General features: G+C 70.9%; 11 protein-coding genes. 2 read left to right on the top strand and 9 right to left on the bottom strand.

Translation table 11 applies throughout. The features are described from left to right. Positions 1-78: 78 nt before the first annotated feature. From MKD50_RS10380 to MKD50_RS10395, 4 genes are read right to left on the bottom strand one after another with little or no spacing between them, the layout of a single operon-like run. Complete coding sequence (locus MKD50_RS10380; RefSeq protein ID WP_252667070.1) at positions 79-1,542, bottom strand: efflux transporter outer membrane subunit; 1,464 nt, start codon at positions 1,540-1,542, stop codon at positions 79-81. After that, the gene (locus MKD50_RS10385; RefSeq protein WP_252667071.1) at positions 1,539-2,447 is read right to left on the bottom strand and encodes an efflux RND transporter periplasmic adaptor subunit; all 909 of its coding nucleotides are present in this window, start codon (positions 2,445-2,447) and stop codon (positions 1,539-1,541) included. The genes MKD50_RS10380 and MKD50_RS10385 overlap by 4 nt, the downstream gene beginning before the upstream one ends. Beyond that, positions 2,444-2,662, bottom strand: a complete 219-nt coding sequence (locus tag MKD50_RS10390; RefSeq protein WP_252667072.1) for a DUF1656 domain-containing protein — start codon at positions 2,660-2,662, stop codon at positions 2,444-2,446. Before MKD50_RS10390 ends, MKD50_RS10385 begins: the two co-directional genes overlap by 4 nt. A 24-nt stretch (positions 2,663-2,686) precedes the next feature. Beyond that, complete coding sequence (locus MKD50_RS10395) at positions 2,687-4,675, bottom strand: FUSC family protein (protein WP_252667073.1); 1,989 nt, start codon at positions 4,673-4,675, stop codon at positions 2,687-2,689. Between the two features lie 197 nt (positions 4,676-4,872). Here MKD50_RS10395 and MKD50_RS10400 point away from each other — a divergent pair, with 197 nt between their 5' ends. Further along, the gene (locus MKD50_RS10400; protein ID WP_252667074.1) at positions 4,873-5,778 is read left to right on the top strand and encodes a LysR family transcriptional regulator; all 906 of its coding nucleotides are present in this window, start codon (positions 4,873-4,875) and stop codon (positions 5,776-5,778) included. Positions 5,779-5,788: 10 nt separating this feature from the next. Here the strand turns inward: MKD50_RS10400 and MKD50_RS10405 are convergent, their stop codons facing one another. From MKD50_RS10405 to MKD50_RS10415, 3 genes are all read right to left on the bottom strand, one after another. Continuing rightward, positions 5,789-6,355, bottom strand: a complete 567-nt coding sequence (locus MKD50_RS10405; protein ID WP_252667075.1) for a hypothetical protein — start codon at positions 6,353-6,355, stop codon at positions 5,789-5,791. A gap of 112 nt (positions 6,356-6,467) precedes the next feature. Continuing rightward, positions 6,468-8,807: a cytochrome P450/oxidoreductase gene (locus MKD50_RS10410; protein WP_252667076.1), complete on the bottom strand. Its 2,340-nt coding sequence runs from the start codon at positions 8,805-8,807 to the stop codon at positions 6,468-6,470. 87 nt (positions 8,808-8,894) lie between these two features. After that, positions 8,895-9,890, bottom strand: a complete 996-nt coding sequence (locus tag MKD50_RS10415) for a Bug family tripartite tricarboxylate transporter substrate binding protein (protein WP_371925322.1) — start codon at positions 9,888-9,890, stop codon at positions 8,895-8,897. A gap of 179 nt (positions 9,891-10,069) precedes the next feature. Here MKD50_RS10415 and MKD50_RS10420 point away from each other — a divergent pair, with 179 nt between their 5' ends. Next, on the top strand, positions 10,070-10,915 hold the full coding sequence (locus MKD50_RS10420; RefSeq protein WP_252667077.1) for an IclR family transcriptional regulator: 846 nt from the start codon (positions 10,070-10,072) through the stop codon (positions 10,913-10,915). A 4-nt stretch (positions 10,916-10,919) separates the two neighbouring features. On the opposite strand, the gene MKD50_RS10425 is transcribed toward MKD50_RS10420, so the two are convergent. Further along, positions 10,920-12,146, bottom strand: a complete 1,227-nt coding sequence (locus tag MKD50_RS10425) for an alpha-D-ribose 1-methylphosphonate 5-triphosphate diphosphatase (protein ID WP_252667078.1) — start codon at positions 12,144-12,146, stop codon at positions 10,920-10,922. 27 nt (positions 12,147-12,173) lie between these two features. Continuing rightward, a complete protein-coding gene (gene phnL / locus MKD50_RS10430; protein WP_252667079.1) occupies positions 12,174-12,899 on the bottom strand; it encodes a phosphonate C-P lyase system protein PhnL in 726 nt (241 codons plus the stop codon). Positions 12,900-12,903 lie beyond the last annotated feature (4 nt).

The raw sequence follows: 12,903 nt of genomic DNA on the forward strand, positions 1-12,903 counted from the left end.
GCGCCTGGTAGTTTGCCCGGCACGGAACCAAGTGTAGCCACGCCTGGCTATTCCCGTGATGATTTAACTTTCCGGATTTCAGTCGTTTTTTTCATCGATCGATGCGGGCACGGCAGCCATCTTGCGCGCGCTCTGCCAGCCGCCCCCGAGGGCCAGGAACAGGTCGACCTGCCGCGCGGCAACCTGGCCCGCGGACGCTGCCAGCGCTGCCTGCGCGGCGGCGAGGTCGCGCTCGGCATCGAGATGCGCCAGATAGGGCAGGCGCCCCGCCTCCCAGAGCCGGCGCTGCTGCCGGGCGGCTTGCGCGGCGTGTTCGCCGGCGGCATGCAAGGCCGCGTGGCGTTCCAGTTCGCGCGTGTAGGCCGACAGCGCGGTCTCGGTTTCCTGCAGCGCGCGCAGCACCACGCCGTCGAAGCGCGCCAGGGCGGCATCCGCGGCGGCTTCCAGGCCGCGGATGCGATGCCGCACGCCATTGGTGGGCCAGCTCCAGCTCAGCAGCGGCCCCACGCTCCAGCGCGCCGTGGGTCCGCTGCCAAGATGGCTCAGCACGCCGGTCAGTCCGGCGCTGGCGCCGATGCGGATCGACGGGTACAGGTCCGCCGTGGCCACGCCGATGCGCGCGGTGGCGGCGGCGAGTTCGCGTTCGGCCTGGCGCACGTCGGGGCGCCGTCGCAGCAGCGCGGCGCCATCGCCGACCGGCAGCGGCGCGCGCAGCGCGGGCTCGGCATCGCAGGCTGCCTCGGCCTCCAGCAGCGCGCCTGGCGGTTGGCCCAGCAACAGCGCCAGCCGGTAGCGCGCGGCGCTGCGTGCGGCTTGCAGCGGCGGCAGCGCCGCGCGCAGCGCTTCGCTGCGGGCAAGTTCGCGCGCCACCTCGGCGGGCCCGGCGCGGCCCGCGGCGAGCAGGCGGCGGGTGGCGTCCAGCGTGCGCTGCTGCACCGCCAGCTGCTGCGTGGCGGCGTGCAGGTCATGCGTCGCGGCGCAACCTTGCACGTAGGCGCGCACGGTCTGCGCAGCGACGGTGACGCGCACCATGTCCAGCGTCGCCTCGCTGGCCTGGGCGCCGGCGAGCGCGGCCTCGTCGGCGCGCGCCAGCTGGCCGAAGAAGTCGATCAGGTAGGACGCGCCCAGGTCCACGTCGCCCAGGTTGAACACCGGTGGCTGGGCCTGCTGCAAAAAACTCTCCCCCGACAGCTGCGCGCGCGACACGCCGGCGCCGGCGCTGCCCTGGGGCAGGTTTTCGGCTTCTACTTCGTGCAGCAGCGCAAGCGCGCGACGCAGGTTGGCGCTGGCGGCGCGGAGGTCAGTGTTCGCCGCCAGTGCCTTCGTCACCAGCCGGTCGAGGCGTTCGTCGTCATAGAGGCGCCACCAGTCGTCGGGCACGGGCGCGATCGCCACGTCCGGTGCTTGTGCACCTTGCAACGGGCCATTGGCCGCGGTCGCGCGTATCGCCGCGTCATCGGGCAGGCGATAGTCCGGTCCCACCGTCGTGCAGGCACTCAGGCATGCGCACAGACATGCCGCCCAGGCGCGGCGCGGCCTCACGATCGCGGCCCCCGGCGGCGCGCGGCGCCCTGGTCTGCGGCCGGCTCGCGCACCGCCACGGTGGCGGTGCGCCCCGACACCAGCCGCACGTCGGCAGGCACGTCTTCCAGCACGATGCGCACCGGTACGCGCTGCGCCAGCCGCACCCAGTTGAAGGTGGGGTTGACGTTGGGCAGCAGGTTGGAACCCGCGCTGCGGTCGCGGTCCTCGATGCCGGCGGCGATGCTCTGGACGTGGCCGCGCAAGTGGCGGGGCTCGCCCATGATATGCACGTCGACCGGGCTGCCGATGTGGATGCGGTGCAGCCTGGTTTCCTCGAAATAGCCTTCGACGTGGAAGGAGCCGGCATCGACCATCGACAGCACCGGTCGTCCGGTGGACACGTAGTCGCCCAGCCGCGGCAGCCGGTCGTTCAAGTAACCCGCCACCGGGCTGCGCACGCTGGTGCGTTGCAGGTTCAGCCGGGCCAGCCGCAGTGCGGCTTCGGCCTGGGCCAGCGCGGCCTGGCCTTGCTCCACGCGCGCGCGCCCTTGCTCGGCGACTTCGGCGGCAACCACGCCGTCCAGGCTGCGGTTGCGCGCGGCTTCGCGCCGCGCCTGCGCGAGCGCGGCACGCTGGGTCGCCAGCGTCGCCAGCGCCTGTTCCAGGGCGAGCGCGTAGCGGTCGCGGTCGATCTCGAACAGGACTTCGCCGGCCTGAACGTACTGGTTGTCGCGCGCAAGCACGCGCGTGACCAGCCCCGAGACGTCGGGCGCCACCTGGACGATGTCGGCACGCACGTGGCCGTCGCGGGTCCAGGGCGCAGCGGTGTAGTAGTCCCACAGGTGGCGCAGCACCAGCAGCGCGGCGATGGCGGCCAGCAGCGTCGGCAGCACGGGAAGCAGGGAGCGGAGTCGGAAGGTCATGACGGCAGTCCGGGCACCGCGGCAAACACCGCGGCCACGGCGCCCAGGACGATCACATAGAGGAAAAGGTTGAACAGCGAGCGGTGCCAGATGTGCCGGTAGCAACCCAGCCCGGCCAGCACCATGCGGATCGCCGTGGCCACCGCAAAGGCCAGTACGGCCAGCACCAGCACGCCGGGCACGAACACGCCGTAGAGGTCGATTTGACTAAGCATGAGGCGGAGCGCAGAGGGCGGGGATCAGCGGGACGGGGACATGGCCGCAAGCGGAAGCAGCGTGATTTGCAGCACCACCAGCGCGCCCAGCGTGTCGCGCTGGGCGCGGCCGCCGGCCGCCACCGCGGCCATGGCTTCGCCCACGGCGGCGGCCAGGCCCGCCGCTACCGGTACGCGCCGGCCCGCGCGCAGTTGCGCACGGAAATGCCGCGCCACCGCGGCCAGCACGCGTCGCACCGGCTTGCGCGCCGGCGGCGGCAAGTCCGGCAGCGCCTTGTGCAGCGCCAGCGCGCAATAGCCGACCTGCAGCGCATGAAAGCCGTCAGCGGACAAGGGATCGCCGGCGGCGCCCAGGCGCGGCACCAGTTGGCCCAGCCGGTCCAGCATGCGCGCCCCCAGCCGCGCATCGCCGTCGGTGGCGCGCAGCGTGGCGGCCCGCGCCAGGTCACTCCAGCTGGCGCGCACCAGCCGCCGTGCCGCCGCGCGCGCGCCAAACGGGCGTGCCGCCACCGACCACAGCGGCGCGAACACCATGGCCGCCGCGCTGGCCAGGCAGGTATTGAAGATGGCGAGGAAATCCGCGTCGAACACGCCCTGCACGTTGGCGAACGCGGCGGTGTTGACCGATAGCAGCATCGCGATCAGCTGGAACCCCGGCCGCGAGATCAGCAGGCCGATGCCGAGATAGGGCAAGGCCAGCAGCGCGGCCAGCGCTTCGAAGGTGTGCGCATGCGGCACCACCAGGAACAGGTAGCCGGACGAAATCAGCAGGCAGATCGCGCTCCAGCGCACGAAGGCCCGGGCCATGCGCCGCGGCTCGTCGACCGCGGCAAAGAAACAGCACGCGATCGAAGCCACCACCACCGCCCCGGCGCCGTCCTCCCAGCCCGAGAAGATCCACATCAGCCCGGCGCAGAACACCGCGAGTCCGCTGGACACCGCGCCGAACAGCAGCATGCCGTGATCATGGTGATGGCCGGCAGCTTCCGCAGCGGATTCGCCACGTGGCAGTGGCGTGCCGGCGCGGTGGTCGCCGATGCCTTGCTGCAGGGCGCGGCATTCGCCGTACAGGGCGCACAGGCGCTGCAGCTGGTCGGCCGCCGTGGCGGCAAGGCGAGCATGCCAGCCGCTCGCGTCATGTCCGGAGAGCATCCGCCAGCCTTCGGGCGCAGCGGCAGGCCCCGTGGCAGCATCGCCGGCAAGCCATGCTGCCGTTGCCGCCAGCGCCTCGCGCAGTTCCGCAGGAATGCCGCCGGCATGGCAGCGCAGCGCTTGCAGCACGCTCTCCAGCGACGACAGCACCGGCATCAGCATGGTCATGCGCCGGCGCAGCGCGCGCGCGTGGCGCAGCGTGTCGCCGCCTTCGGTGTCATAGGCCAGCTGGCTGATCAGCTGGTCCAGCTGCAGGATGTCGGCGGCAAGCCGGTGGCGGCTGTGATCTGCGCGAGGACTGCCAGCAAGGATGTCCGAGGCCCAGGCCGCGGCATCGGACAGCCACGTGGCGGCACGCGCGCGCAGCGCGGGCGCGACCTTGGCCGGAAACACCACCGAGCCCACCAGCCCGGCGCAGACGATGCCGATCACGATTTCCTCGATCCGTGCCACGGCGATGTCGAAGATCTGCGCCGGCTGGCTGACTGCCGGCAAGGCCACGATCGGCAGCGTGTAGGCCGCCAGCAGGTACACGTAGCTGCGCGGCGTGCGCTGCAGCAGCGACAGGTACACCAGCACGCTGATCCACAGCGCGATCGCGCCCATCAGCATGATCGGCATGTTGACCAGTTGCGGCACCGTCGCCACCGCCGCGGTGGCGCCCAGCACCGTGCCGGCGACGCGATACGCGGCCTTGGAGCGGGTCGCGCCGGTGAGCGGATGCGAGACGAAGTACACCGTCGCCATGGCCCAGTACGGCCGCGCCAGGCCCAGCGCCAACGCAATGTAGAGCGCGAGCATGGCGGCGGCGAATGCCTTCAGCGAGAACAGCCACTGTCGTGCATTCGGCCAGCTAGCCATGGAGCGGGGTCTTGAAGGGAAGGTTGGGGGCGCTTGCCGCCGCCTGCCGTTCCGCGCTTCATTGGGGGCGCGGTTCGGGCGGGGGCGACATGTTGGGAGCGAAGTGTAGCCGCACCTTTCACATTCCATTCATGATTTAATATTGGCTTTTCCATTCGCGTTATTCATGGATCGGCACATCCGCCCTCCACGCCAACATGCCCATCGATATCCGCGCGCTGCGCTATTTCGTCGAGACCGCGCGGCTGCGCAGCTTTACCCAGGCCGCTTCGTCGCTGTTCGTGACCCAGTCCACCATCAGCAAGATGGTCCGCCAGCTCGAGGATGAAGTTGGCCAGCCGCTATTGATCCGCGAAGGCAAGAGCGTGCGCCTGACCGACGTCGGCCGGGTGGTCTACGAGCGCGGCCAGGAGGCGCTGGGCGTGGTGCACCGGCTGACGCTGGAGGTCGCCGACCTGTCGTCGCTGGGGCGGGGGCAGTTGACGGTCGGCATCCCGCCGATGGTGAACCTGTTTTTCTCGCCCGCGGTCAGCGCGTTCCGGCAGCGCTATCCCAACCTGTCACTGACGCTGGACGAGCACGGCGGGCAGGTGGTGGAGCAACTGGTGGCCAGCGGCGAGCTCGAGGTGGGCGCCACCGTGCTGCCGGGCGACAGCGGCCTGTCGCTGGAAACGCGCCAGTTCGGCCGCTATCCGATCTGGGCGGTGGGGCCGCGCAAGGCGGCCTGGGCGCGCGGGCGCACCGTGTCGCTGGCGGCGCTGCGCGACGAGCCGCTGGTGATGCTGACCGAGGATTTTTCGCTGACGCGCAAGCTACGGCAGGCCTTCGTGGAGGCCCGGATCGAACCGCGCGTGGTCGCGCGCAGCGGGCACTGGGACTTCCTGGCGTCGATGGCGGCAGCGGGGCTGGGCACCACCTTCCTGCCCCAGCCGCTGGCCGAGCGCCTGCAGGCGCAGGACACGCTGGCCATGGCGCGCCTCACCGAACCCGCGGTGGACTGGACCATGGCCCATATCTGGTCGCCGGGGCGCTACCTGTCGCACGCCGCCCGCGCGTGGCTGGCGGTCTGCGAAGAGGTGCTGGGGAACGGGCGCACGGCCTGAGTCCGTCGCCTCACCTGACGCGGCACTGCTCGGGCGGGATGTCGAGCAGGACCAGCGGCTTTTGTCCGACCGCATAGTGATAGCGCAGCCGGATTCCCAGCTTGCCCAGCACCGGCACATCCGGGTTGCGGCAGATGCCGCGCTCGAGGATCGGCTTGGCCGTGGCCATGAAGGCACGGGTGTCGTCGCGGCCGGCATCCACGCCGGAGACCTTCAGGTGGAAGTCGACGATCTTGCCGGGCCGCGCCACGCAGCCGTCGAAGCGCGTGGTGTCGTCGAGGTCGATCGGGCCCGCGCGCATCAGCTCCTGGCAGGCCAGGCGCAGTTGCCGGTCGGCGTCGCCGGTGGTCAGGCGCGTGACCCCGTGCATGCCGGTCGGCTTGCCGCGCACGGTGCCCAGCAGCAGCGTGGCGAGCTCCGACAGCGGCGGCGCGGCCACGGTCGCGGCTCGCGCGGCGGCTGGTGTGGCGGAAAGCGCAAGTGTCGCAGCCAGCAACGACAGGTGGACGGCGGTGCGGCGCCAGCGGCAGAGAGCAGGATCGGGAACGGCGTGGACGGCGGCGGGGTCAAGGGGCATGAGGCAGACAGAACGGGGGCGGCGGTTGCGCTGCTACTTTAGTCCTGTGTCCTTGCGGCCGTTGTCAGGCTTTGTCCTACGTTGCAACAGCGCGCTTGCCGTGCCCACGCGCTCAGAGCTCCAGCACCAGCCGGCCGCCACCGCAGGCGCGCGAGCAGCACGCCATCATGCGCTGGTTGGCGTCACGCTCGGCGCGCGTCAGCACCACGTCGCGGTGGTCGACCTGGCCGGCCAGCACGCGCACCTCGCATGAGCCGCACAGGCCTTCCTCGCAGTCGCTCTGCACGTCGATATTGGCGCCGCGCAGCGCGCCCAGCAGAGTCTGTCCCGCCGGCACTTCCAGCACCAGGCCGGAGTCCTTCAGCTCCACGGTAAAGGGCTGCTCCTTCGACGCATCCAGCGTGCCCAGCCTCGAGACGAAATGCTCCACGCGCAGCGCGTCCGCCGGCCACGCCGCGCAGCGTTCGGCAAGCGCATCCAGCAGGCGCTGCGGGCCGCAGGCATAGATCTGGGTGTCCGCGTCAGGCTGCCCCAGCAGCTTGCCCAAGTCGGCGCGCCGGCCTTCGTCGCTGGCGTGGACATGCAGCCGCGCGCCGTGCAGCGCCTGCAATTCGTCCAGCATGGCCATGGCCCGGCGCGAGCGCCCGCAGTAATGGAAGGTGTAGTCGATGCCAAGCGCGCGGGCGCGCCGCGCCATCGCGCTCACGGGTGTGACGCCGATGCCGCCGGCAATGAAGATGGCCCGCCGGCACTGCTCGTCGAAGCGGAAATGGTTGCGTGGGCCGCGGATGCGCAGGCGGTCGCCGGCCCTGACGCTGCCATGGAGCCAGGCAGAGCCGCCGCGGCTGGCGGGATCGCGCAGCACCGCGATCTCCAGCGCCGCCGCATCGTCCGGATCGCCGCACAGCGAATACTGGCGCGACAGCCCGGTGTCGCCGCATTCCACGTCGATATGCGAGCCCGGCGCCCAGCGCGGCAGCGGCTTGCCATCGGGCGCCACCAGCCGCAGCCGGAGCACGTCGTCGGCGGCGGGCGTGGCGCGCTCGACCACCACCGTGCGGGCGATGGTATGCGCCGACGGCTCGCCGATGCGCACCGGCTGGCGCACCGCCAGCAGGGCGGGGTCGCGGCGCTCGGGGTTGTGCGCGGGATCCCATTCCACCAGCAAGTGCTCCGGGCCGCGGAACGAAGTGTTGGGCACATAGGTGAAGGTCTGCTCGGCCAGGCGCATATGCGGCAGCCGACGCGTCAGCTCTTCCAGGAAGACCTGCATTTCCATGCGCGCCAGATTCTTGCCCATGCACTGGTGCGAGCCGTAGCCGAAGGTCAGCTGCTCGCTGGCGTTGTCGCGGCGGATGTCGAACAGGTCGGCATCGGCGAAATGGCGCTCGTCATGGTTGGCCGACGAGGTCACGATCAGCAGCTTGCTGCCCGCCGGCAGGCGGATGCCGCCCACCTCGGTGTCGCGCGTGACCAGCCGTCGCCACGCCGCCACGGAGCCGTTGTGGCGCAGGCATTCTTCGACCGCATTGGGAATCAGCGCCGGGTCTTCGCAGAGCTCGCGCCAGGCGTGCGGATGCTGCAGCAACAGCTTGATGGCGTTGGCCGAGGCGTTGGCGGTGGTCTCGTGTGCGGCGACGATGCCGGCCATCATCATCGAATGCAGGTAGGAGTCGGTCACTACCTCGGGCAGTTCGCGCTGCTTGCGCAGGCCGTACTGCATCCAGCCGGGGCCGGACGGGTCTTCGCGCATCTTGTCGAGGATGCGGCCGGCCAGCTGCCAGAAGTTGCCGACCGCGTGCGCCACCGCCACCTGTTCTTCCGGCTTCGGCCGGCCCCAGGTGTTGACGGTATGGGCAATCGAGTACTGGCGCAACAGGTCCATGTCCTCTTCGGGAACGCCCAGGAAATGCAGCGCCACCGTCAGCGGCACTTCCCACAGCATCTGGTCGACCAGGTCGGCGCGGCCGTCGTCGATAAAGCGGTCGACATACTCGCGCGAGAGGCGCCGCACCAGCGGCTCGTGGTGCGCCAGCTCGGCCGGCGTGAACGGGGCCATCAGCGCGCGCCGGCGCGGCATGTGGGCGGGCTCGTCCTCGTTCACCAGGGTGCGGTTCATGGCGTAGCCGTAGCTGGCCAGCACGGCGTTGGCCTCGTCGCCGGTGGGGGTGATCTTCTCCAGCGCGATCGACGGGCTGAAGGTCAGGTTGTCGCGGAAGATCGCCTTGATGTCGTCGTAGCGCGTGACCACCCAGTAGCCCAGCTGCGGGCTGTAGAACACCGGCTCCTGCTCGCGCGACCAGCGCACGTATGCGGGCGGGTCCTGCTGGTAGCCGTCGCCGAAGGGGTCGAACTGCGCCGCATTGTGGCTGACCGGGCAGCCGTTGGGTGCGGTGAGGGTGTTGTGGTCGATCGGGCAGCCGCGCGCGGCGCCGGGAGAGGGGAGGGTCATGCTACGTACTCCTGGCAGGCATCGATGCCTGGCAAAAAGCGCTGCCGCCCGGGCGCGCCGGACGGCCAATCGGTGTTGCGGCCGGATTCAGTTGTCCAGCGTGATCTTCAGGTCGCGGATCAGCTTGCTCCAGCGCCCGGACTCGCTGCGCAGCAGTTCGCTGAATTGTGCCGGCGTGTTGCCCACGGGCTCGACGCCAAAGTCCACCAGCCGCTTGTTGACCGCCGGCTCGCGGATGGCCGCGACCACGTCCTTGTTGAGCGTGTTGATCACCTCCGGCGGGGTGCCGGCCGGCACCACCATGCCTACCAGCGCGGCGGCTTCGACGCGCGCGTAGCCCAGCTCGGCAAAGGTCGGCACGTCGGGCAGCTGCGGCAGGCGGGTGGCATTGGCCACGGCCAGCGGGCGCACCTTGCCGCCCTTGATGAAGCCGGCGCCGGCGGCGTAGTCCACCATCATCGCGGCGACCTGGCCGGCGGCCACGTCGGATAGCGCCGGCGCGGCGCCGCGGTACGGGGCATGCGTCATCGACAGGCCGGCCTCCACCTTCAGCAGTTCCATCGCCAGGTGGTGCGGGCTGCCCGCGCCGGCCGAGCCGTAGTTGATGCCGCCCTGCGTGGCCTTGGCCTGCGCGATGAAATCCTTGGCGCTCTTGGCGGGGCTGGCGGCGCCCACCACCAGGATCATCGGGAAGCGGCCCAGCAGCGTCACGGGGGCGAGGTCCTTGGCGGGATGGTAGGACAGCGACTTGTACAGCACGGGATTGAACACCAGCGTGCCGTTGTCGGCCGACAGCACGGTATAGCCGTCGGCCGCCGCGCGCGCGGTCTCGGTGGCGCCGATGGCGGTATTGCCGCCAGGCTTGTTGTCTACCACCACCGGTTGCCCGACCTTGGCCGACAGCCCCTGGCCGATGGTGCGCGCGAGGAAGTCGGAACCGCCGCCCGCGGCGTACGGGACGATCCAGCGAATCGGCTTGGCGGGATAGGGGTCGGCGGCGTGGGCAGGGCTCGCGGCCAGCATCGGCAAGGTCAGCGCACCGATGGCGAGACGCACGGCAATGGCAAGGCGGGGGCGGGGCATGGTTTTTGTCTCCTGAAGGATGGACCGGATCCTGGCCCGGTGTTTTCTATTTTGCGTAAATCATATACGCATTGCGTAACGATTGAATGCGGGTTAACCTTGAACCGCCCGCCGCCACGGTGTGGCATCGTCCGCTGTCGCCGTGAAGACCCGCATACGTCGCGTAGCTCCGTCCCGCCATGCCCCGATCCAAAGCTCCTGCATCCGCACCTGAAACCGCCATTGAAGCCGGCACGACCCGCACCCGGGAACGACGCCAGCGCGTGCAGTCGGCCGTCACCGGCATGGCCGTACTGAAAGGCCTGGCGCGCCTGGGCGGGCGTGCCAGCCTGACCGCGCTGGCAGCGCATATCGACGAAAGCCCGGCCAAGGTGCACCGCTACCTGGTCAGTCTGCTGGAAGAAGACCTGGTGGCGCAGGAGCCGGGCACGCAGCAGTACCACCTTGGCTTCGAGGCGCTGCAGATCGGCATGGCCGCAATGCGCCAGGCCGATCCGATCCGTCTGGCCGAGGCCTCGCTGGTGCGCCTGCGCGAAACCCTGGAGGTGACCTGCTTCATCGCGGTGATGGGCAACAAGGGCCCGACCATCATGCGTTTCGAGGAACCGGGCCTGCCGGTGACGGTGAACGTGCGCGCGGGCTCGGTGATGCCGCTGCTGTGGTCCGCCACCGGGCGCGTGTTCCTGGGCTTGCTCGATGAAAAGGGAGTCCTGGCGCAGGCCAGGGAAGAGCTGGCGGCCGCCAGCCCGGCACGGCTGGCGCAGCTCGATGCCGGCGACCCCATCGGCGCATTGCGCCGCGCGGTGCAGTCCGACGACTGCGCCTGGGTGCGCGACACCAACCTGACCGGCATCAGCGCGGTGGCCGCGCCGGTGCGCGACTACACCGGCCGGGTCTGCGCGGTGCTCACCGCGCTGGGCGCCACCGGCGGCTTCGACCCCGCCATCGACGGGCCCATCGGCAGCGCCGTGCGGCGCGAGGCGCGCGCGGTCAGCGCGGCGCTGGGATTCAACCCGCAGGGCTGAGCCGTCAGACGGTCGAGTACTCTCGCGCGGCACCGGGCCGGCGCGGCCTGGCCGCGTCCCCGGCGGGCCGCAACGACGGATACCCCGCCGCAAACACCAGCCGGCCGCCCGACCAGGTGTGCGTGACCATCGGCTGGCCCGCCACCTCGGAAACCGCGATCACGTCGGCACGCAGGCCCGGCGCCAGGCGGCCGCGGTCGTCCAGCTGGCAGGCATCGGCGGGGTGGGCGGTGACCAGCGCCAGCGCCTGGTTCAGCGGCAGCCCGGCCTGGCGTCCGGCGGCATACGCGGCGGCGATCAGGGTGGAGGGCTGGTAGTCCGAGCACAGGATGGTGCCGGCGCCCGCCCGGATCGCATCGATGGCGCGCATCGATCCGCTCTGGCTCTTGCCGCGCAGCACGTTGGGCGCGCCCAGGATGGTCGGCAGCGCACGGGCGCAGGCGGCCTGCGCGGTCTCCAGGTTGATCGGGAACTCGCTCATGCGCACGCCCAGCGCGTGCATGGCGGCGATGCGCTGCGGCGAATCGTCGTCGTGGCTGGCGGTGGGAATGCCCAGCGCGTGGGCCGCCGCCACCAGCCGGTTGACGCGCTCGTGCGCGCCCTCCAGCGCGGCGGCCTTCTGACGGGCGGCATCGGCGGCCGCGTCGCGGCTCATGCCGTGGTTGCCCATCATGTAGGCCAGATAGGCGTCCAGGGTCTTGAACTGGCCCTGGCCGGGCGAGTGGTCCATCACCGAGAGCAGGTCGATCACGCCTTCTGCCATCAGCGCTTCCAGCACCGGCACGGCGCCGGCGTCGGTGACCTCGTAGCGGCAGTGGATGCGGTTGTCGACTAGGCTGTGCTGACGGTAGGCGGCGATCGTGCGCACCACCGTGGCCGCGGTGTCGACGTTGCGCACGCCGAACTGGTTGCCGGCGAACGACAGCGCGTGATAGGGCGTGGTGATGCCGGCCGCGGCGTTGCGGCGGTCGACCTGCGCCACGGCGAAATCCAGCGGGAACAGCACGCTGGCGCGTGGCTCCACCTCTTTCTCGATCGCGTCGCAATGCACGTCCACCAGGCCGGGCATCACGGTGTGGCCATGCAGTCCGACCACGGTGGCGTGCGCGGGCACGGCCGCGGGTGCCGGCTCGATCGCGGCGATGCGGCCATCCTCGATCAGCAGCGCGCTGTCGTGCAGCACGCGGTCGGGCAGCACCAGGGTGGCGTGGGTCAGGTAGGTCGCAGGCATGTCTGGCTCCGTTCGGGGCGGTTCGGTTCAGGCGAGGGCGGTAGCAGGGTGCAGCGGCAGCAGGCGCGTGGCCACGGCGTCGCGCACGGCTTCGTCGTGGAAAATGCCGATCAGCGCGCGGCCCTCGGCCAGCGCTGATCGGATCAGCGCGACCACCACGGCGCGGTTGTCGGGGTCCAGCGAGGCGGTGGGCTCGTCCAGCAGCAGGATCGGATGGCCGCCGATCAGGCCGCGCGCGATATTGACGCGCTGCTGCTCGCCGCCCGAGAAGGTGGCGGGCGGCAGATCCCACAACCGGCGCGGCAGGTTCAGCCGCGCCAGCAGTTCGGCCGCGCGTGCGCGCGCCTCGTCCTCGCCGGCGCCGCGCTGCCGCAGCGGATCGGCCACCACGTCGAGCGCGCCCACGCGCGGGATCGCTCGCAGGAACTGGCTGACATAGCCGATCACGTCGCGGCGCAGCTGCAGCACGCGCTGTTCGGTGGCATCGCCCAGCTCCACCCACGGCGCGCCGTCGGTGCTGGTATCGCGCAGCCGGATGCTGCCCTCGGTGGCCAGGTAGTTGCCGTACAGGCAGCGCAGCAGCGTGCTTTTGCCGGTGCCGGACTGCCCCGACAGGACCAGGCATTCACCGCGCGCGGCATCGAAATCGATCGCGCGCAACACCGGCAGACGGATGCCGCCCTGGTTGTGCAACGTAAACATCTTGCCGAGGCCGCGCACCTCGACCAGCTTCTGTGGTTGTCCTGCGTGCATCGTG

This window comes from Cupriavidus mimosae, assembly GCF_023952485.1.
Classification (GTDB): Bacteria; Pseudomonadota; Gammaproteobacteria; order Burkholderiales; family Burkholderiaceae; genus Cupriavidus; species Cupriavidus taiwanensis_C.